The 1,190-nt window shown below is 67.1% G+C and carries 1 protein-coding gene; it reads left to right on the forward strand.

What is annotated here, in order from left to right:
* A partial coding sequence (locus HZS56_RS37800; protein WP_216725323.1) for an adenosylhomocysteinase occupies window positions 1–1,155 on the forward strand: 1,155 nt, incomplete at its 5' end.
* Between the last annotated feature and the right edge of the window lie 35 nt (window positions 1,156–1,190).

Consider the following 1,190-nt stretch of genomic DNA (forward strand, 5'->3'; position numbering starts at 1 on the left):
ACGCCCGACAACCCGCGGGGTGTCCCGGTCTTCGCCTGGAAGGGCGAGACGCTCGAGGAGTACTGGTGGTGCACGGAGCAGGCGCTGACCTGGCCCGACACCCCCACCGGCGGCCCGAACATGATCCTGGACGACGGTGGTGACGCCACCCTCCTCGTCCACAACGGCGTCGAGTACGAGAAGGACGGCAAGGTCCCCCCGGTCGACACCGCCGAGTCCGACGAGCACCGCGTCATCCTCGAACTCCTCACCCGCACGGTGAGCGAGAGCCCGCAGAAGTGGACCCAGCTGGCGTCCGAGATCCGCGGGGTGACGGAGGAGACCACGACCGGTGTCCACCGCCTGTACGAGATGCACCGCGACGGCACCCTCCTGTTCCCGGCGATCAACGTCAACGACGCGGTCACCAAGTCGAAGTTCGACAACAAGTACGGCTGCCGCCACTCCCTGGTCGACGGCATCAACCGCGCCACCGACGTCCTGATCGGCGGCAAGACCGCCGTCGTCTGCGGCTACGGCGACGTGGGCAAGGGCTGTGCGGAATCGCTGCGCGGCCAGGGCGCCCGAGTGATCATCACCGAGATCGACCCGATCTGCGCCCTGCAGGCGGCGATGGACGGCTACCAGGTCACGACGCTGGACGAGGTCGTCGACAAGGCCGACATCTTCGTCACCACGACCGGCAACAAGGACATCATCATGGCCTCGGACATGGCCAGGATGAAGCACCAGGCCATCGTCGGCAACATCGGCCACTTCGACAACGAGATCGACATGGCCGGCCTCGCCCAGATCCCGGGCATCGTCAAGGACGAGGTCAAGCCGCAGGTCCACACGTGGACCCACCCCGACGGCAAGGTCCTCATCGTGCTGTCCGAGGGCCGCCTGCTGAACCTGGGCAACGCCACCGGCCACCCGTCGTTCGTGATGTCCAACTCCTTCGCGGACCAGACCCTGGCCCAGATCGAGCTGTTCACCAAGCCCGACGCGTACCCGACCGACGTCTACGTGCTGCCCAAGCACCTGGACGAGAAGGTCGCGCGCCTCCACCTCGACTCCCTCGGCGTCAAGCTGACCACGCTCCGTCAGCAGCAGGCCGACTACATCGGCGTCAAGGTCGAAGGCCCGTACAAGCCGGACCACTACCGCTACTGAGCCCACCCGGGCCCCCACGGCTCGACCTCCGAGAC

Source organism: Streptomyces mayonensis (assembly GCF_018982965.1).
GTDB classification, from domain to species: domain Bacteria; phylum Actinomycetota; class Actinomycetes; order Streptomycetales; family Streptomycetaceae; genus Streptomyces; species Streptomyces mayonensis.